The sequence below is a fragment of the Marinobacter sp. P4B1 genome, assembly GCF_001447135.1.
Classification (GTDB): domain Bacteria; phylum Pseudomonadota; class Gammaproteobacteria; order Pseudomonadales; family Oleiphilaceae; genus Marinobacter; species Marinobacter vinifirmus.
In genome coordinates, this window is sequence record NZ_LLXM01000014.1 from 1 (window position 1) to 20,650 (window position 20,650).

15 protein-coding genes, 5 tRNA genes and 2 rRNA genes are annotated in these 20,650 nt (G+C 55.6%); all 22 read left to right on the forward strand.

The genetic code is table 11. The features are described from left to right. The first annotated feature begins 233 nt into the window (after positions 1–233). A 23S ribosomal RNA gene (locus AQ621_RS10630) occupies positions 234–3,125 on the forward strand. A 106-nt stretch (positions 3,126–3,231) separates the two neighbouring features. Next, positions 3,232–3,345: ribosomal RNA gene (gene rrf / locus AQ621_RS10635) — 5S ribosomal RNA — on the forward strand. Positions 3,346–3,559: 214 nt separating this feature from the next. Then, positions 3,560–4,765 carry a hypothetical protein gene (locus tag AQ621_RS10640; RefSeq protein ID WP_058341448.1) on the forward strand — a complete coding sequence of 402 codons (1,206 nt, stop codon included), beginning with the start codon at positions 3,560–3,562 and terminating at the stop codon, positions 4,763–4,765. A gap of 65 nt (positions 4,766–4,830) precedes the next feature. Next, positions 4,831–5,841, forward strand: a complete 1,011-nt coding sequence (locus AQ621_RS10645; RefSeq protein WP_227508305.1) for a hypothetical protein — start codon at positions 4,831–4,833, stop codon at positions 5,839–5,841. Positions 5,842–5,915: 74 nt separating this feature from the next. Further along, entirely contained in the window at positions 5,916–6,392 is a 477-nt protein-coding gene (locus tag AQ621_RS10650) for a hypothetical protein (RefSeq protein ID WP_413772294.1), read from the forward strand. A gap of 12 nt (positions 6,393–6,404) precedes the next feature. Continuing rightward, positions 6,405–8,708 (forward strand): DUF6160 family protein, encoded by a 2,304-nt coding sequence (locus AQ621_RS10655; protein ID WP_227508306.1) that lies wholly within the window; start codon positions 6,405–6,407, stop codon positions 8,706–8,708. Positions 8,709–8,816: 108 nt separating this feature from the next. After that, on the forward strand, positions 8,817–9,782 hold the full coding sequence (locus AQ621_RS10660) for a biotin--[acetyl-CoA-carboxylase] ligase (RefSeq protein WP_058341451.1): 966 nt from the start codon (positions 8,817–8,819) through the stop codon (positions 9,780–9,782). Then, on the forward strand, positions 9,779–10,513 hold the full coding sequence (locus AQ621_RS10665) for a type III pantothenate kinase (RefSeq protein WP_058341452.1): 735 nt from the start codon (positions 9,779–9,781) through the stop codon (positions 10,511–10,513). The genes AQ621_RS10660 and AQ621_RS10665 overlap by 4 nt, the downstream gene beginning before the upstream one ends. 107 nt (positions 10,514–10,620) lie before the next feature. Continuing rightward, entirely contained in the window at positions 10,621–11,154 is a 534-nt protein-coding gene (locus AQ621_RS10670) for a hypothetical protein (protein ID WP_227508307.1), read from the forward strand. A gap of 31 nt (positions 11,155–11,185) precedes the next feature. Further along, positions 11,186–11,261, forward strand: a tRNA-Thr gene (locus AQ621_RS10675). 40 nt (positions 11,262–11,301) lie between these two features. Then, a tRNA-Tyr gene (locus tag AQ621_RS10680) sits at positions 11,302–11,385 on the forward strand. Positions 11,386–11,395: 10 nt separating this feature from the next. Beyond that, a tRNA-Gly gene (locus AQ621_RS10685) sits at positions 11,396–11,470 on the forward strand. 13 nt (positions 11,471–11,483) lie between these two features. After that, positions 11,484–11,559: transfer RNA gene (locus tag AQ621_RS10690), tRNA-Thr, on the forward strand. 52 nt (positions 11,560–11,611) lie between these two features. Continuing rightward, positions 11,612–12,808, forward strand: coding sequence for an elongation factor Tu (gene tuf / locus AQ621_RS10695; RefSeq protein ID WP_058341454.1), 1,197 nt, complete (start codon positions 11,612–11,614; stop codon positions 12,806–12,808). 43 nt (positions 12,809–12,851) lie between these two features. Next, positions 12,852–12,927: transfer RNA gene (locus AQ621_RS10700), tRNA-Trp, on the forward strand. Between the two features lie 33 nt (positions 12,928–12,960). Then, positions 12,961–13,329: a preprotein translocase subunit SecE gene (secE, locus tag AQ621_RS10705; RefSeq protein WP_036219615.1), complete on the forward strand. Its 369-nt coding sequence runs from the start codon at positions 12,961–12,963 to the stop codon at positions 13,327–13,329. Between the two features lie 12 nt (positions 13,330–13,341). Beyond that, complete coding sequence (gene nusG / locus AQ621_RS10710) at positions 13,342–13,875, forward strand: transcription termination/antitermination protein NusG (protein ID WP_022989306.1); 534 nt, start codon at positions 13,342–13,344, stop codon at positions 13,873–13,875. Positions 13,876–13,992: 117 nt separating this feature from the next. Beyond that, positions 13,993–14,424: a 50S ribosomal protein L11 gene (gene rplK, locus AQ621_RS10715; protein ID WP_022989307.1), complete on the forward strand. Its 432-nt coding sequence runs from the start codon at positions 13,993–13,995 to the stop codon at positions 14,422–14,424. Position 14,425: 1 nt separating this feature from the next. Then, positions 14,426–15,124 carry a 50S ribosomal protein L1 gene (rplA, locus tag AQ621_RS10720; RefSeq protein ID WP_022989308.1) on the forward strand — a complete coding sequence of 233 codons (699 nt, stop codon included), beginning with the start codon at positions 14,426–14,428 and terminating at the stop codon, positions 15,122–15,124. A gap of 212 nt (positions 15,125–15,336) precedes the next feature. Next, positions 15,337–15,867, forward strand: coding sequence for a 50S ribosomal protein L10 (gene rplJ / locus AQ621_RS10725; protein ID WP_036219618.1), 531 nt, complete (start codon positions 15,337–15,339; stop codon positions 15,865–15,867). Between the two features lie 39 nt (positions 15,868–15,906). Next, positions 15,907–16,281, forward strand: a complete 375-nt coding sequence (gene rplL / locus AQ621_RS10730) for a 50S ribosomal protein L7/L12 (RefSeq protein WP_022989310.1) — start codon at positions 15,907–15,909, stop codon at positions 16,279–16,281. 242 nt (positions 16,282–16,523) lie between these two features. Beyond that, positions 16,524–20,600, forward strand: a complete 4,077-nt coding sequence (rpoB, locus tag AQ621_RS10735) for a DNA-directed RNA polymerase subunit beta (RefSeq protein WP_058341572.1) — start codon at positions 16,524–16,526, stop codon at positions 20,598–20,600. The last annotated feature ends 50 nt before the right edge of the window (positions 20,601–20,650 follow it).

Genomic DNA, 20,650 nt, shown 5'->3' on the forward strand with positions numbered 1-20,650 from the left:
CTTTCTGATCACTGGGTCAGATTTGCTCTTTAACAAATTGGACGAGATAGAACACGAATAGATTTCTCTCATTATCTCCGAGAGAAACTGTTCAAAGTGATAGCGATTTCAAGCGTTATCCGGTGTTGTCGTTGAAGTGGTTGTTATATCGCTTCAAGTAACTGTCTCCCGTTATGGATTTCCTGGTTTACCCGGACGTCGATAAAGGGAACACAGTTGTCTTGGGGTTATATAGTCAAGCAACTAAGCGCATACGGTGGATGCCTTGGCAGTCAGAGGCGATGAAAGACGTGGAAGCCTGCGATAAGGTTCGGGGAGCTGGCAAACGAGCTGTGATCCGGACATCTCTGAATGGGGAAACCCACCTAACTTCGGTTAGGTATCTTACACTGAATCCATAGGTGTAAGAGGCGAACCGGGGGAACTGAAACATCTAAGTACCCCGAGGAAAAGAAATCAACCGAGATTCCCTAAGTAGCGGCGAGCGAACGGGGACCAGCCCTTAAGCTGGACAACTGGTAGGAGAAGGCCCTGGAAAGAGCCGCCATAGTGGGTGATAGCCCCGTATCCGAAACCTGAGTCCAGTGAAATCGAGTAGGTCGGCGCACGAGAAACGTTGACTGAACATGGGGGGACCATCCTCCAAGGCTAAATACTCCTGACTGACCGATAGTGAACCAGTACCGTGAGGGAAAGGCGAAAAGAACCCCTGTGAGGGGAGTGAAATAGACCCTGAAACCGTATGCGTACAAGCAGTCGGAGCAGACTTGTTCTGTGACGGCGTACCTTTTGTATAATGGGTCAGCGACTTATGTTCAGTGGCGAGGTTAACCGTTTAGGGGAGCCGTAGGGAAACCGAGTCTGAATAGGGCGAATCAGTCGCTGGACATAGACCCGAAACCGGGCGATCTATCCATGAGCAGGTTGAAGGTGCCGTAACAGGCACTGGAGGACCGAACCCACTGTCGTTGAAAAGCCAGGGGATGACTTGTGGATCGGAGTGAAAGGCTAATCAAGCCCGGAGATAGCTGGTTCTCCCCGAAAGCTATTTAGGTAGCGCCTCGGACGAATACCACAGGGGGTAGAGCACTGTTTCGGCTAGGGGGTCATCTCGACTTACCAACCCGATGCAAACTCCGAATACCTGTGAGTACTATCCGGGAGACACACGGCGGGTGCTAACGTCCGTCGTGAAGAGGGAAACAACCCAGACCGCCAGCTAAGGTCCCAAAGTACCAGTTAAGTGGGAAACGATGTGGGAAGGCTCAGACAGCTAGGAGGTTGGCTTAGAAGCAGCCATCCTTTAAAGAAAGCGTAATAGCTCACTAGTCGAGTCGGCCTGCGCGGAAGATGTAACGGGGCTCAAACTGGTCACCGAAGCTGCGGCTGCATACATTGTATGCGGGGTAGGGGAGCGTTCTGTAAGCCTGCGAAGGTGAGTTGAGAAGCTTGCTGGAGGTATCAGAAGTGCGAATGCTGACATGAGTAACGACAATGCGGGTGAAAAACCCGCACGCCGGAAGACCAAGGGTTCCTGCGCAACGCTAATCGGCGCAGGGTGAGTCGGCCCCTAAGGCGAGACCGAAAGGTGTAGTCGATGGGAAACGGGTTAATATTCCCGTACCTTGGATAGCTGCGATGGAGAGACGGAGAAGGCTAGGTGAGCCGGGCGACGGTTGTCCCGGTTTAAGCGAGTAGGGAGTGGACTTAGGCAAATCCGGGTCCACAATCCTGAGACGTGACGACGAGTGCCCAAGGGCGCGAAGTCATTGATGCCCTGCTTCCAGGAAAATCTTCTAAGCTTCAGGCTATTCGAGACCGTACCCCAAACCGACACAGGTGGTCAGGTAGAGAATACCAAGGCGCTTGAGAGAACTCGGGTAAAGGAACTAGGCAAAATGGTGCCGTAACTTCGGGAGAAGGCACGCCGGTGTGTACGTGAAACCCCCGCGGGTGGAGCGGAAGCCGGTCGAAGATACCAGGCCCCTGCGACTGTTTATTAAAAACACAGCACTGTGCAAACACGAAAGTGGACGTATACGGTGTGACGCCTGCCCGGTGCCGGAAGGTTAATTGATGGGGTTAGCACTCGTGCGAAGCTCTTGATCGAAGCCCCGGTAAACGGCGGCCGTAACTATAACGGTCCTAAGGTAGCGAAATTCCTTGTCGGGTAAGTTCCGACCTGCACGAATGGCGTAACGATGGGGGCGCTGTCTCTACCCGAGACTCAGTGAAATTGAAATCGCCGTGAAGATGCGGTGTATCCGCGGCTAGACGGAAAGACCCCGTGAACCTTTACTATAGCTTCACAGTGAACTTTGAGCATGCTTGTGTAGGATAGCTGGGAGGCTTTGAAACTCGGACGCCAGTTCGAGTGGAGCCAACCTTGAAATACCAGCCTGGCATGTTTGAGGTTCTAACTTGGTCCCCTTATCGGGGATGAGGACACTGTGTGGTGGGTAGTTTGACTGGGGCGGTCTCCTCCCAAAGCGTAACGGAGGAGCACAAAGGTGGGCTAAGCACGGTCGGACATCGTGCGGTTAGTGTAATGGCACAAGCCCGCTTGACTGCGAGACAGACACGTCGAGCAGGTACGAAAGTAGGTCATAGTGATCCGGTGGTTCTGTATGGAAGGGCCATCGCTCAACGGATAAAAGGTACTCCGGGGATAACAGGCTGATACCGCCCAAGAGTTCACATCGACGGCGGTGTTTGGCACCTCGATGTCGGCTCATCACATCCTGGGGCTGAAGCCGGTCCCAAGGGTATGGCTGTTCGCCATTTAAAGTGGTACGCGAGCTGGGTTTAGAACGTCGTGAGACAGTTCGGTCCCTATCTGCCGTGGACGTTGGAGATTTGAGGAAAGCTGCTCCTAGTACGAGAGGACCGGAGTGGACGAACCTCTGGTGTTCGGGTTGTCACGCCAGTGGCATTGCCCGGTAGCTATGTTCGGACAGGATAACCGCTGAAAGCATCTAAGCGGGAAGCCCCTTCCAAGATGAGATCTCCCTGAGGCCTTGAGCCTCCTGAAGAGCCGTTCAAGACCAGGACGTTGATAGGCTGGGTGTGTAAGCGCTGCGAGGCGTTGAGCTAACCAGTACTAATTGCTCGTGCGGCTTGACTATATAACACCCAAGACAATTGCGGATAACGCAAGAGCAAGGCAAACGCCACGCTCAAAGAAATCACCATCACGTTTTATCTCGTCCTTCCCAGTGATCATCCGTTTTGCCTGACGACCATAGCGGTCTGGAACCACCTGATCCCATCCCGAACTCAGACGTGAAACAGACCAGCGCCGATGGTAGTGTGGTTCGCCCATGTGAGAGTAGGTCATCGTCAGGCTCTTAATACCAAAACCCCCGACAGCGTTGCTGCCGGGGGTTTTTTCATTTGTCTGTCCGAAATATGATCAGCCGCACAACCCGCCGCACCCGAAAAAGTTAATATTCATCAAAGACTGGCCAACCAGAACCACAAAAAGAGCCAGCAACAGAGACACTCATCAGTCCCCTTTTTCTTTTCGCTGCCCATTTGATCAAGGTAGCCGGGTGAGACTATGAGTAAGAAGCTGCACACAGTTCTAGCCAGCGCCCTGATTTTGCCCTCCGCCGCAATTGCAGGCCTGGATCCTATTTCCGATGCGGAAATGTCTGAGGTTACCGGTCAGGCCTTTCTTTCTGTCGATCGGAATTACCATCCCGATCCATCAAAAAACACCGCCTACACGCGGGTGAATCTTGGTATGGATATAGAAATCCAGACCAATGTTGATGTCCTTGAAATCGGCCGCTACGAGCGAGGTGGCGAGAAATCCGGTACGTCGGATGTGCTCATCGAAAACTTTGGCCTGGGTTATATCAACAACCAACAATTCTTTGATGCAAACCCTGAGGCGACCAGACAGGTGAAGCCTGATGGCACCGCCTACGCCGAAGGCGAGATCGTTCCTTTCCACATCAGTAACCCGTTTTTTGAATTCGCCTTCGACGAAACCACGGATGAAGTCGTTGGCGTGCGGCTCGGGTTTGGCGATTCCATGGGTATCCTGTCAGGCGATATCCGCAATCTGACTGGCGATGTCAACATTGATATCAAGGCTACCGGCCAGGATCTGGAGATTGCCGAATCCAACGGGGATTTGATTGATGGGGTCTTGGTAGGATTGGCGCCACTCCTGCTTGGTAGCAATGCTATTAAAAGTAAAGCTGTGCTGGTGCATGGTGCAGGTCCGAACATTGGTGAGCCTGATCCCATTCGGGCGACTCATGCAGGTGTGCCGAACGGGGAACGGTTCACGGTTGAGGATGTTGGTGGCGGAACAATTTTCCTGATTAAGGCTGCTGGGTTGTTGGGGGGCAGTTCCCAGGTAGAAGTTGATGCGGACTGTGGTCCTCTTGGTCTAGTCTGTGGCTCTGGTGACGTCAGTTTTGTGGCCCAGGATTGTCAGGTTCTGGGCATCAACTCCTGCTTCCCTCTGATCAACTTCAAAAGCCTTCCGGTAGGTACCATTACCGAAAATGGCGACGAAAGAGTTTTATCCGGGCCTCAGAAAGGCCTGTTTTTAGCCTTTCAAACCCAGGCCGTCGAGTGGCTGGAAGATGTATCAAAAACTGATCCGCAGGTAGGAGACTTTATTCAAACCACACCTGGGGGTTTTATGAACATCCCCAACGGTGCGGTTGAGTTCAGTCTCCATGATGCGCTTGAGGGAATTCCCCGTTATCGCACTGAATACATAGATCGCGGGCGAGGGTTGTTCTGATGGTTTCGCCCTCCACATCCACGTTCTTAAAGGTCCTCTTGCCATCCCTGATGTTCGGCCTTTCGATGTTGCCTGCTACTGCCCCCGCAGAACTCGAGAAGCTCAACGATGGCGAACTTTCTGAAATCGACGGTGCTGGCATTGGCCTGGTACTGGAAGACTTCATCTTCTCCCACGGCACGGATGCGCCGGACGTTAACGGCGAACAGGCCCGGATCTTCCGCATTGCCGGTATACAAAGCACGGACGGCCGTGAGGTCGATATCACCGTTAACCACCTTTACATCGCCGGTTCTGGTAGTGACTACGGAACGAACCTGACTCCGGTGAATCTGGGGCGCTTGCTGAATCCGTGGCGCATTGACGTGGTCGACGGTAACGACATCGGAATCACTAACAAGGCGGTTCTCGAATTCGCCGCCCCTGCCATGGTAGACGCTGCGCAGGGTTACGATTGCCTTGGTGGTTCCGCTGCTGTTGGAAGTGGTACCTGTTCCAGCCGCCCGGCTACGCAAGACTGGCAGGGCGAGCGCGCGGATATGGGTATGCAGATGAACGTTGCCGTTGGCGATGACCGCTCTGCCAACCTGAACCTGCACGCCCGCAGTGCCGTCATTGATGGCAGTTATCTCCGGCTCTGGGGTGATGACGAACGGCGCCAGATGGCCGGTGAATTCCGTCTTAACTTTTACTCGCCGGAACTCACCATCAATGCCTGTAGCCAGGACGGCAGCAATTGTGGCTCCAATATTGTGATGTCGGACTTTGTGCTGCAACTGGCCCTCGGTAACAGGCTGCAACCTATCTACTTCGATGTCGACGGCAGCGGTAACTTCCTGCTGGAGATCGATACCATCGATGCCCCGGGCACTGGCCAGATTGCGGCCAACGGTCAGCGGGCGGGCAGCGATGCCGCCACCTGGGATTTCTATAACGACTATTACTCCAACCCGGAATTCCGCAGTAACGTTCACATCGGCGATTTCAGTGTCGGTGAAAAGAATTTCGGATCGGCACGGGTTGAAGGCATGTTGATCCAGCACCTGCAAATTCAGACAAAGGATCTGGCGCAATGAGCAGACAACCGTTTCTGAGTAGTGCAGTCGTCATGCTGGCAGGACTGTTATGCAGTCCGTTTGCCGGTGCCGAGATGGCTCCCTTGGACGATGCGGGTATGGCAGAAGTTTCCGGCCGTGGTGGCATTTACTTGTCTGGCGATATCAGCATCAACGAACTGGGTGGCCCGATCCAGAACGATTATTTCGGCCGCTGCGACGAGCAGGACAAGAAGTGCGGTGCCCGCCTTGCCTACCAGTTGAAAGAAGGTGGTGGCTGGATGGTGCTGGACGAGATTCGCGGCATGTTTGCCTTCGAGGGGCTTACCTTGCGGGTACGTTCAATCGATTCCGGTTTTGGTGGTGACGGCGAGTTGTTTAACCGTGACGTCATTGAACTGGGCCTGCCGGATACTGTGCGGTTCAACGATGTGCAGTTCAAGATTGCCGCCAGTAACACGCCCAGACCGACGGATCCCGGGTTCATGCAAACGGATATCTTCGCCGTGGAAATGCAGGGCGATGTTCTGATGCAGGGGAATCTGCTGGTGTTCCCGGAAGGGACTCCATAGGGGGAGATGATTATGGCCAAAGTGATTGGTTTACCTAAAACCTGCGCTGCCCTGATGCTGGTTGCTACCGGGGTGCCCGGCGGTGTTGCCTGGGCGGATATGCAAAGCCTGGATGACGGCGAACTGTCCCGGATTCAGGGCCAGAGCGGCATCACGCTGGAGATGGATCTGCAGCTGTCCGCAGACCGGGTGTCCTACTACGATGACGGCCGGGGGGCGCACCTTGAAGGCTTGAAGGTTGGCTCGTCCGAAAACCCCGGGCAGGGCGCTTTCCACCGGACACGTATCGATATTGGTGCTGATGCCTCGTTAAACCTGGATTACCTGGTGGAAGATCGTCGGGTCGAGTTTTCCGATATTCGCCTGGCAGGGGCGCCCGGCGTCAGTATGGGTGGGATTTTCTTTGACCATTCGCTGCAAGGCACCCTGAGTATCCGGGAGGGCGGCGGTGTTGGCGGCAGTGGCTACACCTTTGATTCGGCCTACACCATGACCGGCGGCCGGTTGGGGTATCGGACCAACGGCAACTCGGTGTTTCTCGACGACATCACCATGGATGTGGAAGCTCTGGGAATCACCCTGGAGCAGGTTGGGGACACACTCGAACTGATCTCGGAGAATGTAACCGGTAACTGGAAAGTCGGCGCGATCCGTTTCAGTAACGATCCGCTCATCTATGGTCGCGCAACAGATGCGAGCGGGGCGCCCCTGGCCAGTTATGGGGGCCTGGAGGGCGATTACCGGATCTCGTCCCGCACAGGAATCAAGGCAGGCGGCCGTGAGGGCCAGGGCCTGAGAATCGATAATGAAACAACCATCCACAGCGCCAATTTCTTATTCCTGGACGATGGCAACGCCCTGGCATTAAGGGACATAACCGGCGAGTACCAGATCCACGACTTGCGGATTGATGTCACCAATGACAATCAGGGCCGGCCAGCCTTGGGGCTCACTCTGGGTGGCCTGGAAGGGGCGCTGGCTGTTGGTTCGGTTGAAGTGGGAGCCAGTGGCCAGAGCTTTGGCTCGGTTAACCTCGCCTTCGCCTTCGAAGACCGCGCCTTCAATGGTCGAAACTATACCAACGCGGTTTATCTGCAAGGTGGCGGCCACCAGGACGCTGGCGCCCAGGGTTTGCGCCTGACTACCGAATGGAGCCTGTCGAATGCAGACTTAAGCTACACCGACAACGGCAATCGGGTGATCGTGAGCGGGTTGCAGTCATGGGGGCAGGGCGATTTAACGGTGAATGTCACCCGCAATGAAATTCGCAACGGTACCCGCTTCTATGATGGTTTAAGGATCGGGTTTGAAGACCTGAGTGCCGGTTACCGTATAAACGGCCTGAGGGTGGGGGATGAAAATGCCCCTCTGCAAGGGGGTACCGAACTGCTGCTGGCCCTGGGATTCTATCCGGCCTACGAATTCGATATGGATGGCCACATCACCCTGGGTGCCGGGGGTGCGTCCGGCGAGGGGCTGACGATCAATTCCGATATCCATGTCCGCAACGGAAAAGCTGCGGTGGTTGCAGCTCCCTATGATGAGGGTGCTGGCGAGGTCCCCCAGAAAGGCCTGTGGCTGACCGAAATGACCTATGACGGCCACGTCCGTAACATGACCGTGGATGTTACCGAAGAGGGGCTCGCCATGGCCACCGAAGAAGCCTGGGGCACTATGGATGTGGGCAATGTTCGGGTTGGAACCAGCGATGATGGCGCAAGCTTCGGTCGCCTCCGGATGCAAAGCTATGAGAAAGACAGCAGTGCGCTGATACGACCCGGCGGCGCCGGTGATGTCTGTGTGGGTGGCAGTGGAAGTTCTGCGGCGGCATGTGGGGCTTCAGGTGGCACCTGGGAGACCCGGGGCGACGAGGGCGTTTCAATCGCGATGGCAAAGGTGCTGGCACCGGCTGCAAGTGACGATAAGAAAAACGCCTTGCTGTGGGAAACCAATCGCAGCGTGGACGGGCAGGGCCGGCCGGTTAACGGATCTGGCACTGCGATACTGCTGAATGATATTCATACCAGCGACGGCGGTGATTTCGACGGCGATGGCCAGGACGACAATACCTACGGTATCCGAACCGATCTTGCAGTTGATGTGTATCCAACCCGGGTCATCCGGACGGTTGACGGTGTTAAGCGGGTTGAGAACCCTCTCGGGTTCGCCGTGCAGGCACAAAGCAGCTTCAAGGAGCTGTCCATCAACAATATCGATATGATCCACCCGGTGGGCGGCGCGCAGACGGCGGTATACGGTGCCGTGTTGCAGAACGTAGATATTCGGGCAAACCTGACCGCAACTCCTATCCCCTGATGACCATCCGGCATGAGAAAAGGGCAGCCCGGGCGCTGCCTTTTTGTTTTTTCGGCCGTCCTGTTGTTTAATCCGGGGCTGATTCTTTACACCCCTGGAACCGGTTTCATGAAATCCAACACCTTGTTGTCACTGCTGAGCGATCGCGCCGTTCATTCCGGAGAGTCCCTGGCGAAAACCCTGGGGGTATCCCGCACGGCTGTCTGGAAGCAGCTCCGGAAAATCATGGATGAAGGCGTAGAGATAAAAACTATCCGGGGGCAGGGCTATCAGCTGGTCACACCGGTAGACCTGCTGGATCGCGGGCAGGTGTTGGCGGGTTTACCCGGCGAGCTGTTGTCCGGTATCAGCCTGGAGGTATTACCGGAAGTGGGTTCCACCAATGCCGAGGTGGCGCAGCGTTTATCCGGCGCCGGAGGGGCTATACCGGTGGTCATTGCCGATTGCCAGACTGCAGGGCGCGGTCGCCGGGGGCGTAACTGGGCGAGCCCGAAAGGGCAGAATCTGTATCTGAGTATGGGGCTGACCCTGCAGGGTGGGTTCGCCGCGCTGGAAGGTTTGAGCCTGGTCTTGGGCGTAGCGGTGGCCCGGGCTTTGGAGGCTATGGGTGCCGAAGGTGTTGGCCTGAAGTGGCCGAACGACCTGTTTGCCGATGGCCGGAAGTTTGCCGGTATCCTGGTGGAAATCCAGGGTGAATTGCAGGAAGGCGTCGTCCAGGTAATCGCAGGTATTGGTATCAATGTGCATATGACCCGGGCGGAAGAGGTTGATCAGCCATGGATCAGCCTGGCTGAGCGCTGGCCGGACATAGCCTGGGCAAGGAATGCCCTGGCGGCAAATGTTATCAGGGAGATCCTGGGTACCGTTGATACGTTCGAGCGACAGGGCTTTGCAGCGTTCAGGAGTGCTTGGCAGGAAAGGGACATATTCTGCGGACAGGAGCTTGTCAGCCGTGGTGGCGAGGTTGCCGGAACCGGCGCCGGTATCGATGACGGCGGTAACTATCTGTTGAAAACCGACGCTGGGGTGGTGCCAGTTCGAGCGGGCGATATCAGCCTTCGGGTGCAGCCATGATGTTGTTGGTCGATTCCGGTAACACCCGGATAAAGTGGCGTTTGGTTCAGGGTGCTCAGGTGAAGGCCGAGGGTGCAGCGATGCTGGACGAGAAGGCGCCTTTTGCAGGCCTGGCGCACTTCGCTCATGACATTACCCGGGTTGCCGTATCTTCTGTCGCATCCGAGCAGAATTGCCGGGAGCTGGAGCAAGCCCTGTCCCGCGTTACCCGTGCGCCGGTAACCTTTTATTGGTCTGAATCATCCCGTCAGGGGCTGGTGAACTCCTATCAGGATGTCCGGAAAATGGGCGCCGATCGCTGGCACGGAATGGTGGGCGCCTGGTCGCGTTATCCCGGCGGGTTTGCAGTTGTTGACGCGGGGAGTGCGGTTACCGTGGATTACGTGGCCGAAAGCGGTGCCCACATCGGGGGCTATATACTGCCAGGGCTGAGAATGATGCGCCGAAGCCTGAAGCTGGATGCCGCCCGTATCGGGTTCGAACACGATGACCAGATCAATACCCTGCCCGGTCGCTCAACCGGGGAGTGCGCCAATCACGGGCTGGCCTGGCTGACCCTCGGGGTTATCGAGCGTATTAATGCTGACGCCAGGGTCCACAATATACGCCGCGTCTTGCTTACTGGCGGCGATGCTCAAAGATTTGTTGATCTCGGCTTGCAGGCCGAGGTTCGTCCGGGCCTGGTGTTTGAGGGCCTTCAGGCCGTAGCACAGGGGGGGAAGGGCGAATGAAGTGGATTGCGTTCTTTCTCCTGGCCGTCAACCTGTTGGTGTGGTGGTTGCCGCAGTGGCAGGGTATCGGGGGAACTGATCCTTCGTCCGGAGGAGCCTTGCCCCGAGTGACCAGCCTGAAAACATCAGAGCCCGTTGTACCTGTGCCGGGGCCTGGCGTGGAAACCCTGTGCGTGCGTGCGGGGTGGTTTGACAGCGACGCCGAAGCGAGGGCGGCGGGAGAGGCCGCGGGGCTGGACTACGTCGTCGAAGAACAGGAGGTGGAACTTGCTCCACTGAACTGGGTCTTGATACCCCCTCAGCCGGAACAAGCTGCTATGGATCAGTTCCGGGCCTTGTCGGCCCGGGGGGTCGAATCCTATGTGGTGGCGTCCGGAGAGTACCGGAATGCCATATCCCTGGGGCTTTTTGAGTCTCGGGAAGCTGCTGAAACGGTACTGGCAGAAAAAAAACGGGATAATCTTAATGTAGTACTGGCCAAGTTCCCCCGTAATCGTATAGGATACGCCCTCGTTTTTGATGTTGAATCTGACTGGGAAACCGAGACGGTTCAAGCGGTTGAAGCGGAAATCGGCAAAAACTTCGAGTTTGTTGAAAGTGGTACCTGCAAAGGTGTTGCAACGCCGAAAAAAAATCCGTAGTATACCGCCCTCGCTGACGAGGCGAATGTGAGCTGGCGTAGCTCAGTTGGTAGAGCAGCTGACTTGTAATCAGCAGGTCGGGGGTTCGATTCCGTCCGCCAGCTCCACTTTAAGGTTTTAGCAGATTCGCGACAGCGAATTTGTACGGGAGGGGTTCCCGAGTGGCCAAAGGGATCAGACTGTAAATCTGACGCGAAAGCTTCGCTGGTTCGAATCCAGCCCCCTCCACCACTTATTGCTCGCGGGCATCGTATAGTGGCTATTACCTCAGCCTTCCAAGCTGATGACGCGGGTTCGATTCCCGCTGCCCGCTCCAATTTGGTTTTAATGCTCATGTAGCTCAGTCGGTAGAGCACATCCTTGGTAAGGATGAGGTCACCGGTTCAATTCCGGTCATGAGCTCCACTTTTTTTTCCGGTCAACGTTACGATCCTGGTTGATTAGGGGGATTGGTCGAATGTCTAAAGCAAAATTTGAGCGTAACAAGCCGCACGTAAACGTGGGCACCATTGGTCACGTTGACCATGGTAAGACCACTCTGACAGCCGCCCTGACTCGTGTATGTCACGAAGTATGGGGCACTGGCGAGAGCCGTGCTTTCGATCAGATCGATAACGCACCGGAAGAGCGTGCGCGTGGTATCACCATCGCGACCTCCCACGTTGAGTACGATTCTCCGACCCGTCACTACGCTCACGTAGACTGCCCGGGCCACGCTGATTATGTTAAGAACATGATCACGGGTGCTGCCCAGATGGACGGCGCTATCCTGGTTTGCTCCGCAGCTGACGGCCCCATGCCGCAGACTCGTGAGCACATCCTGCTGTCCCGTCAGGTAGGTGTACCGTTCATCGTTGTGTTCCTGAACAAAGCGGACATGGTAGACGATGAAGAGCTGCTTGAGCTGGTAGAAATGGAAGTTCGTGACCTGTTGAGCCAGTACGACTTCCCGGGTGACGACACTCCGATCATCACCGGTTCTGCCCTGATGGCTCTGGAAGGTAAAGACGACAACGAGATGGGTACTACCGCTGTTAAGAAGCTGGTAGAAGCCCTGGACGACTACATCCCTGAGCCGGAGCGTGCCATCGATCAGCCGTTCCTGATGCCGATCGAGGACGTATTCTCCATCTCCGGTCGTGGTACCGTAGTAACTGGCCGTGTTGAGCGTGGCATCATCAAGGTAGGTGACGAAGTGGAAATCGTGGGTATCCGCGACACCACCAAGACCACCTGTACTGGTGTTGAGATGTTCCGCAAGCTGCTGGACGAAGGTCGTGCCGGTGAGAACGTAGGTGTTCTGCTGCGTGGTACCAAGCGTGACGACGTTGAGCGTGGTCAGGTTCTGTGTGTGCCGGGCTCCATCAAGCCGCACACTGTGTTCGAGTGTGAAGTGTACGTACTGTCCAAAGAAGAAGGTGGTCGTCATACTCCGTTCTTCAAGGGCTACCGTCCGCAGTTCTACTTCCGGACCACTGACGTGACCGGTTCTTGCGAGCTGCCGGAAGGCGTAGAAATGGTAATGCCGGGTGACAACGTGAAAATGACTGTTACCCTGATCGCTCCGATCGCCATGGAAGATGGTCTGCGCTTCGCGATTCGTGAAGGTGGCCGTACCGTTGGTGCCGGCGTGGTATCCAAGATCATCGAGTAACCTTCGGGTTACTCTTTGTTGTTGCACTGAGTTGTTTCGGTGCAGGCCAGTAGCTCAATTGGCAGAGCAGCGGTCTCCAAAACCGCAGGTTGGGGGTTCGATTCCCTCCTGGCCTGCCATTTTTTAACATCCGGATACATAAGCTGATTCCTATGGAGTCAAAAGCCGTTCAATCGACCAGCCGTTTCGATACCGTGAAATGGCTGGTTGTTTTCGTTCTGATTGCCGTCGGTGTCGTCGGTAATCAGTATTTCAGTGCAGAGTCTGTGTTGTATCGGGTTCTGGCTCTGGTTGCGCTTGGTCTGGTTGCTGCCGTTGTGGCGTTGCAAACAGACCGTGGTCGCCGTTTTGCGACCCTGTTGAAAGAAGCGCGTGTCGAGATCCGGAAAGTGGTATGGCCCACCAGGCCTGAACTGGTTCAGACCACAATTATCGTTGTGGTGTTTGTTCTGGTTGTAGCGCTGATCTTGTGGGGTATGGATTCACTGATCAGTTGGCTGGTCGCCGGCTTTATCGGTTAACAGGAGTGGGCAATGGCTAAGCGCTGGTACGTCGTTCATGCGTATTCTGGCTTCGAAAAGCACGTAATGCGCACTCTGAAAGAGCGTGTTGCGCTCGAAGGAATGGAAGACAAATTCGGCGAGATCCTGGTTCCGACCGAGGAAGTCGTTGAAATGCGTGACGGGAAAAAGCGCAAGAGTGAGCGCAAGTTCTATCCCGGGTACGTATTGGTCCAGATGGAAATGGACGATGCTTCGTGGCATCTTGTCAAGAATACTCCGCGGGTTCTTGGTTTCATTGGTGGTACCAAAGACAAGCCGGCTCCGATCACCGAGCGCGAAGCAGAAGCAATCCTGCGTCGTGTAGAAAGTGGTGCAGACAAGCCGAAGCCCAAGACCCTGTTCGAGCCGGGCGAAGTTGTTCGCGTTGTTGAAGGTCCGTTTGCAGACTTCAATGGCGTAGTTGAAGAAGTCGACTACGAGAAGAGTCGAGTCAAGGTTGCCGTTCTGATCTTCGGTCGATCTACTCCGGTAGAGCTGGAGTTTGGTCAGGTCGAGAAAGACTGAGGCATCCTTCAAGCCTGAAAGCTCGCGCGCTGAAGCGACGCGGGCTTTTTGTGTCTGCTATTTGCAGTTGTTATTAACGGGGAGCCGAAAGGCGTTCGAACCCACAGGAGAGCTATCATGGCAAAGAAGATTGAAGCCTATATCAAGCTTCAGGTTGCTGCCGGCCAGGCCAACCCGAGTCCCCCAGTTGGTCCTGCACTGGGTCAGCGTGGTGTTAACATCATGGAATTCTGTAAGGCGTTCAACGCCAAGACTCAGGGCATGGAACCTGGTCTGCCGATTCCGACTGTTATCACTGTATACAGCGACCGCAGCTTCACGTTCGTCACCAAGACTCCGCCTGCACCGGTTCTGCTGAAGAAAGCAGCTGGTATCAAGAGCGGTTCTGGCCGTCCGAACACTGAGAAAGTGGGCACTGTTACCCGCGCTCAGCTGGAAGAAATCGCCAAGACCAAAGAGCCGGACATGACTGCTGCCGATATGGACGCAGCCGTTCGCACCATCGCTGGTACTGCCCGCAGCATGGGCCTGAACGTGGAGGGTCTGTAAGATGGCTAAGCTGAGCAAGCGTCAGAAGCTGATTCGTGAAAAAGTAGACTCCACCCGCGCCTACACTGTAGACGAAGCGGTTGCGCTGCTGTCTGAACTGGGCCAGAACGTCAAGTTCAAAGAGTCTGTAGACGTAGCCGTAAACCTGGGTGTTGATGCACGTAAATCCGACCAGGTTGTACGTAGCAGCACCGTTCTGCCTCACGGTACCGGTAAAACCGTACGTGTTGCAGTGTTCACTCAGGGTGCCAATGCCGAGAAAGCCACTGCCGCTGGTGCAGACATTGTCGGCATGGACGACCTGGCTGACGAAGTGAAGAAAGGCAACATGGATTTTGACGTGGTTATCGCGACTCCCGATGCCATGCGTGTTGTTGGTCAGCTGGGCCAGATCCTCGGTCCCCGCGGCCTGATGCCGAACCCGAAGGTTGGCACTGTAACTGCAGACGTTGAAACTGCAGTGAAGAACGCCAAGGCCGGTCAGGTTCGCTACCGTACTGACAAAAACGGCATTATCCACGCTCCGCTGGGTAACGTTGAATTTTCTGCCCAGAACATCAAGGAAAACCTTGAAGCTCTGGTGGCAGACCTGAAAAAGGCCAAGCCTGCATCGTCCAAGGGTGTGTATCTGAAAAAGATCACTATCTCTTCTACGATGGGTCCTGGCCTGACTATTGATCAGGGCACTCTGAGCCTCTGATCGGTAGTTACTTTGTAGTCTGGGCGGAAGCCAAGGCTGTCAAAGACCGCAGGCCCCCGAGGCCCTTGGTAACAAGGGCCGCAAGGGTTAAAGCAACGCCTGCGCAGACGGTGTGAAGACGTTCTCTCTGAACCCAAACACCGTTAGGCGTCCTCTTTGAGGACAATGATGGGTTTGCCGGCATAAAGCTGGCGAAATCGAGGAGAAATCCAGTGGCAATTAGACTCGAAGACAAGAAGGCGATCGTCGCTGAAGTCAACGAGACTGCTGGAGCTGCTCTGTCTGTGGTTTTGGCTGACTACCGTGGTGTCACCTCTGGTGACATGACTGCGCTTCGTGCCAAGGCTCGTGCCGAGAATGTTCGCCTGAAGGTTGTTCGTAACAACCTGGCGAAGATTGCTATTAAAGGTACCGAGTTCGAGTGCATCGATCCTGCGCTGGTTGGTCCTACCATTCTGGCTTTCTCTATGGAAGATCCGGGTGCCGCTGCGCGCCTGCTGAAGGATTTTGCCAAAGAGAAAGAGGCGTTCGAAATCAAGGGTCTGGCTGTTGGCGGTGAGCTGATGGGCGCAGAACAGATCGATCGCCTGGCTACGCTGCCGACGCTGCACGAAGCGTTGACCAAGCTGGCCATTGTTACACAGGCACCAGTTACCAAGCTTGCACGTACTCTGAACGATATTCCGGGCAGAATCACACGTGTAGTAGCTGCAGTCCGCGACCAGAAGCAAGAAGCTGCTTGATTCTGTTGAACACCATTTTTTACATTTTCGGAGAAAGTCATGGCTCTGTCTAAAGACGATATTTTGAACGCAATTGCTGAAATGAGCGTAATGGAAGTTGTTGAGCTCGTTGAAGCTATGGAAGAGAAGTTTAACGTTTCTGCTGCTGCCGCTGTTGCTGCCGCTCCGGCTGCCGCTGCTGGTGGCGAAGCCGCTGAAGAGCAGACCGAGTTCGACGTAGTTCTGACCGGTCCTGGCGAGAAGAAAGTAAACGTTATCAAGGCCGTTCGTGAACTGACTGGTCTGGGCCTGAAAGAAGCCAAGGAAATGGTTGACGGCGCTCCTTCTACTGTTAAGGAAGGCGCTAGCAAGGACGAGGCTGAAGAGGCCAAGAAGAAGCTTGAGGAAGCAGGCGCTTCTGTTGAGCTTAAGTAAGAGTCGGCTGTTGATCGACACCGTGCATTAAGCATGGACGGGCTGGTGGCTTCGTGCCACCGGCCTTTTTCTGTTGTATATGCTATAGAGTCTGGTGTGCAATTGCAGGTTGATGTCAGATCTATAGCCTACAGCCAGAGTCTTGTTCAAGACGGCGCGATAAGCCGAGCAATTCGGCCCCGAAGCAGAACATTTGATTGCTTCTTGATACCAGGTATCAGGTCTAAAGCTGGGGAATGCAGATGACTTACTCCTACACTGAGAAAAAGCGGATTCGCAAAGACTTTAGTAAATTGCCTTCCGTGATGGACGTCCCCTATTTGCTGTCTATTCAGCTGGATTCGTTCCGGGACTTCCTGCAAATGGAAGCCGCTCCTGAAGACCGCCGGGAAACCGGTCTTCACGCAGCATTCAAATCCGTATTCCCGATTGTCAGTTACTCTGGCAACGCCGCGCTCGAGTATGTGAGCTATCGAATCGGCGAGCCGGTGTTCGACGTCAAGGAATGTCAGCTCAGGGGCGTAACTTACGCCGCGCCGCTGCGGGTGAAAGTCCGCTTGATCATTTATGACAAGGAATCGTCCAACAAGGCGATCAAGGACATCAAGGAACAAGAGGTCTACATGGGCGAGATGCCCCTGATGACCGAGAACGGTACCTTCGTTGTAAACGGTACCGAGCGTGTAATTGTTTCCCAGCTCCACCGTTCACCTGGTGTGTTCTTTGATCACGACAAGGGCAAGACCCACTCATCCGGCAAGCTGCTGTATTCAGCCCGGGTGATTCCTTACCGTGGCTCATGGCTCGACTTCGAATTCGATCCGAAGGACTCCGTGTTCGTTCGTATCGACCGTCGTCGTAAGCTGCCTGCGTCTATTCTCCTGCGCGCGCTGAATTACACCTCCGAGCAGATGCTGGAGATGTTCTTCGAAACCAGCAAGTTCTCGCTGGGCGAGGAAGTGTGCAAGCTCGAGCTGGTGCCAAGCCGCCTGCGTGGTGATATTGCGACGTTTGATATCAAAGACCAGGACGGTAACGTAATTGCCGAAGAAGGTCGTCGTATCACGGCTCGCCATATCAAGCAGCTGGAAAAAGCTGGCATTACCGAGCTGGAAGTACCAACCGAATATCTCTACGGTCGTGTTCTGGCCAAGGACATGATCGATCAGTCTACCGGCGAAGTGCTGGTGGAGTGCAACACCGAACTGACCGAGGAGGTGGTTACCAAGATCCTCGATGCCGGTGTTAAAGACATTGAAACCCTGTACACCAACGACCTGGATTGCGGTCCGTTCATGTCCGATACCCTGCGTATCGACCCGACCCGCACCCCGCTGGAAGCGTTGGTTGAAATCTACCGCATGATGCGCCCGGGCGAGCCGCCCACCAAGGACTCTGCGGAAACCCTGTTCAACAACCTGTTCTTCTCTGAAGAGCGGTATGACCTGTCTGCGGTTGGCCGGATGAAGCTGAACCGTCGTCTGGGCCGTGAAGAGAGCACAGGCGAAGGCATCCTGACCCACGAAGACATCATTGATGTCCTCAAGACCCTGATCGCCATCCGTAACGGCCAGGGCCAGGTGGATGACATCGATAACCTGGGTAACCGTCGCGTACGTTGCGTTGGCGAGATGGCCGAGAACCAGTTCCGTGTAGGCCTGGTGCGGGTAGAGCGTGCGGTTCGCGAGCGTCTGAGCCTTGCTGAAAGCGAAGGCCTGATGCCGCAGGACCTGATCAACGCCAAGCCGGTTGCTGCAGCGGTTAAGGAATTCTTCGGTTCCAGCCAGTTGTCCCAGTTTATGGACCAGAACAACCCGCTGTCCGAAGTCACGCACAAGCGTCGTATCTCTGCCCTGGGCCCGGGTGGTCTGACCCGTGAGCGTGCAGGCTTTGAGGTGCGGGACGTACACCCGACCCATTACGGTCGTGTGTGCCCGATCGAGACTCCTGAAGGTCCGAACATCGGTCTGATCAACTCGTTGGCTACCTACGCCCGTTCCAACTCCTACGGCTTCCTGGAAAGCCCGTACCGGAAGGTGGTAGAGGGTGTGGTAACGGATGAAGTGGTTTACCTCTCCGCAATCGAAGAGAGCAACTACGTTATCGCCCAGGCCAGCGCCGCGACTGACGAAGGCAAGCGCCTGACTGACGAGCTGGTAACCGTTCGTCACCAGAACGAATTTACCGTGGCTCCGCCGGAAGCGGTTAACTTCATGGACGTTTCCCCGCGCCAGGTTGTGTCGGTAGCGGCGTCCCTGATTCCGTTCCTGGAGCACGACGATGCTAACCGGGCCCTGATGGGTGCGAACATGCAGCGTCAGGCGGTTCCGACGCTGAAATCACAGGTTCCGCTGGTAGGAACCGGTGTAGAGCGCACCGTAGCCCAGGATTCCGGTGTCTGTGTAACAGCCCGTCGTGGTGGTGTGATCGAAAGCGTTGACGCAGCCCGTATCGTGGTTCGTGTAAACAACGAAGAAACCGAAGCCGGTGATGCAGGTGTGGATATCTACAACCTCACCAAGTACACCCGCTCTAACCAGAACACCTGTATCAACCAGCGTTCCATCGTGCGTCAGGGTGATGTGATTGCCCGTGGTGACGTTCTGGCAGATGGACCGTCTGTCGATCTGGGTGAGCTGGCGCTGGGCCAGAACATGCGCATCGCGTTCATGCCCTGGAACGGTTACAACTTCGAGGATTCCATCCTGATCTCCGAAAAGGTGGTTCAGGAAGACCGTCTGACCACGATCCACATCCAGGAACTGACCTGTGTGGCCCGTGACACCAAGCTGGGTAGCGAAGAAATCACTGCGGATATTCCGAACGTGGGTGAAAGCGCGCTGTCCAAGCTGGACGAGTCCGGTATTGTTTACATCGGTGCAGAAGTAGGCCCCGGCGACATTCTGGTGGGCAAGGTGACTCCGAAAGGCGAAACCCAGCTGACACCGGAAGAGAAGCTGCTGCGTGCCATCTTCGGTGAGAAGGCGTCTGACGTAAAAGACACTTCCCAGCGCGTTCCGACCGGTACCCGCGGCACCGTTATCGATGTGCAGGTATTTACCCGTGACGGTATCGAGAAAGATGCCCGTGCGCAGTCCATCGAAAAAGAGCAGCTCGACAAGTACCGTAAGGACCTGAAGGACGAGTACCGTATCGTTGAAGGTGCCACTTACGAGCGTCTGATGGTTGCCCTGAAAGACCAGGAAGTAATCAGCGGCCCGGGCCTGAAGAAAGGCGCGAAGCTGGATGAAGCCTACCTGGCCGAACTGCCGCGTCCGGACTGGTTCAAGCTGCGCATGAAAGACGAAGCTTTGGACGAATTGCTGGAGAAATCCGAGCAGGGTCTGGAAGAGCGCAAGAAAGAGCACGAAGCGCGCTTCGACGACAAGAAGGGCAAGCTGCAGCAAGGCGATGACCTGGCTCCGGGCGTTCTGAAAATCGTCAAGGTGTACCTGGCGATCAAGCGTCGCATCCAGCCGGGTGACAAGATGGCGGGTCGTCACGGTAACAAGGGTGTTATCTCTGCGGTTATGCCGATCGAGGATATGCCTTACGACGAGCACGGCACCACCGTGGACATCGTACTGAACCCGCTGGGTGTTCCGTCGCGGATGAACGTTGGTCAGGTTCTGGAAACCCACCTGGGCGCAGCCGCCAAGGGTCTGGGTGAAAAGATCAGCCGCATGCTGGACGAGCAGCGCAAGATCCTCGAGTTGCGCAAGCTGCTGGACGAGATCTACAACCACTCCGACGAGGTGTTCAAGGTTGACCTGGATAGCCTGTCCGATCAGGAAATCCTGGAGCTGTGTAACAACCTGCGCGGTGGTGTTCCCATGGCAACACCGGTCTTCGACGGTGCCAAGGAAGCTGAGGTCAAGCACATGCTGGCCCTGGCAGACCTGGATACCAGTGGTCAGACCAAACTGTACGATGGCCGTACCGGCGACGCGTTTGACCGTCCGGTGACTGTGGGCTACATGTACATGCTCAAGCTGAACCACTTGATCGACGACAAGATGCACGCTCGTTCCACCGGCTCTTACAGCCTGGTTACCCAGCAGCCGCTGGGTGGTAAGGCTCAGTTCGGTGGTCAGCGCTTCGGTGAGATGGAAGTCTGGGCTCTGGAGGCATACGGTGCCGCCTACACCCTGCAGGAAATGCTCACTGTTAAGTCTGACGACGTTAACGGCCGGACCAAGATGTACAAGAACATTGTCGATGGCGATCATCGCATGGAGCCGGGCATGCCCGAATCCTTCAACGTTCTTGTCAAGGAAATCCGCTCGTTGGGTATCGACATCGAGCTGGAATCCGAGTGAGCCGAATTGTTTTTGGCAGCGTGAGCGGGCACCCCGTGTGCCCGCCCGAG

Bases quoted from the DNA above. Each gene is read 5' to 3' on its own strand.
- AQ621_RS10640 (WP_058341448.1), top strand. From the start codon at position 3,560: ATGAGTAAGAAGCTGCACACAGTTCTAGCCAGCGCCCTGATTTTGCCC.
- AQ621_RS10645 (WP_227508305.1), top strand. From the start codon at position 4,831: ATGTTGCCTGCTACTGCCCCCGCAGAACTCGAGAAGCTCAACGATGGC.
- AQ621_RS10650 (WP_413772294.1), top strand. From the start codon at position 5,916: ATGGCTCCCTTGGACGATGCGGGTATGGCAGAAGTTTCCGGCCGTGGT.
- AQ621_RS10655 (WP_227508306.1), top strand. From the start codon at position 6,405: ATGGCCAAAGTGATTGGTTTACCTAAAACCTGCGCTGCCCTGATGCTG.
- AQ621_RS10660 (WP_058341451.1), top strand. From the start codon at position 8,817: ATGAAATCCAACACCTTGTTGTCACTGCTGAGCGATCGCGCCGTTCAT.
- AQ621_RS10665 (WP_058341452.1), top strand. From the start codon at position 9,779: ATGATGTTGTTGGTCGATTCCGGTAACACCCGGATAAAGTGGCGTTTG.
- tuf (WP_058341454.1), top strand. From the start codon at position 11,612: ATGTCTAAAGCAAAATTTGAGCGTAACAAGCCGCACGTAAACGTGGGC.
- secE (WP_036219615.1), top strand. From the start codon at position 12,961: ATGGAGTCAAAAGCCGTTCAATCGACCAGCCGTTTCGATACCGTGAAA.
- nusG (WP_022989306.1), top strand. From the start codon at position 13,342: ATGGCTAAGCGCTGGTACGTCGTTCATGCGTATTCTGGCTTCGAAAAG.
- rplK (WP_022989307.1), top strand. From the start codon at position 13,993: ATGGCAAAGAAGATTGAAGCCTATATCAAGCTTCAGGTTGCTGCCGGC.
- rplA (WP_022989308.1), top strand. From the start codon at position 14,426: ATGGCTAAGCTGAGCAAGCGTCAGAAGCTGATTCGTGAAAAAGTAGAC.
- rplL (WP_022989310.1), top strand. From the start codon at position 15,907: ATGGCTCTGTCTAAAGACGATATTTTGAACGCAATTGCTGAAATGAGC.
- rpoB (WP_058341572.1), top strand. From the start codon at position 16,524: ATGACTTACTCCTACACTGAGAAAAAGCGGATTCGCAAAGACTTTAGT.